General features: G+C 59.5%; 1 protein-coding gene. It reads left to right on the top strand.

Annotated elements, in window-relative coordinates; translation table 11 throughout:
* The coding region (locus HMPREF9538_RS14115) for a carbohydrate porin (protein WP_009485065.1) at positions 1-348 on the top strand (348 nt) is incomplete at both ends.

The raw sequence follows: 348 nt of genomic DNA, 5'->3' as shown, positions 1-348 counted from the left end.
GGCAGCCATAAGTTCACCCAGCAGGCGCAGGTGGAATATCTGCTGGCCTTCCATGACTACGACAACGGCAAGGATAATACCGACAACCGTAAAAACTACGGTGCCATCGTGCGGCCGATGTATTTCTGGAACGACGTGCACTCCACCTGGCTGGAAGCGGGCTACCAGCGCGTGGATTACGACCAGGGCGGGGATAACCACGGCTGGAAGCTGACGCTGTCGCAGAACATAGCCATCGGCATGGGGCCGGAGTTCCGTCCGATGCTGCGCTTCTACGTGACCGGCGGCCAGGTGGATAACGAGCACACAGCGAAGGTAAACGGCACCCAGGACCAGCAGCTGGATTCG

Origin of the sequence: Klebsiella sp. MS 92-3, assembly GCF_000195655.1 — a bacterium.
In the GTDB taxonomy this organism is placed as follows: domain Bacteria; phylum Pseudomonadota; class Gammaproteobacteria; order Enterobacterales; family Enterobacteriaceae; genus Klebsiella; species Klebsiella pneumoniae.
The sequence above is the reverse complement of the archived record's forward strand: the minus strand, read 5'-3'. Positions and strand labels throughout refer to the sequence as shown.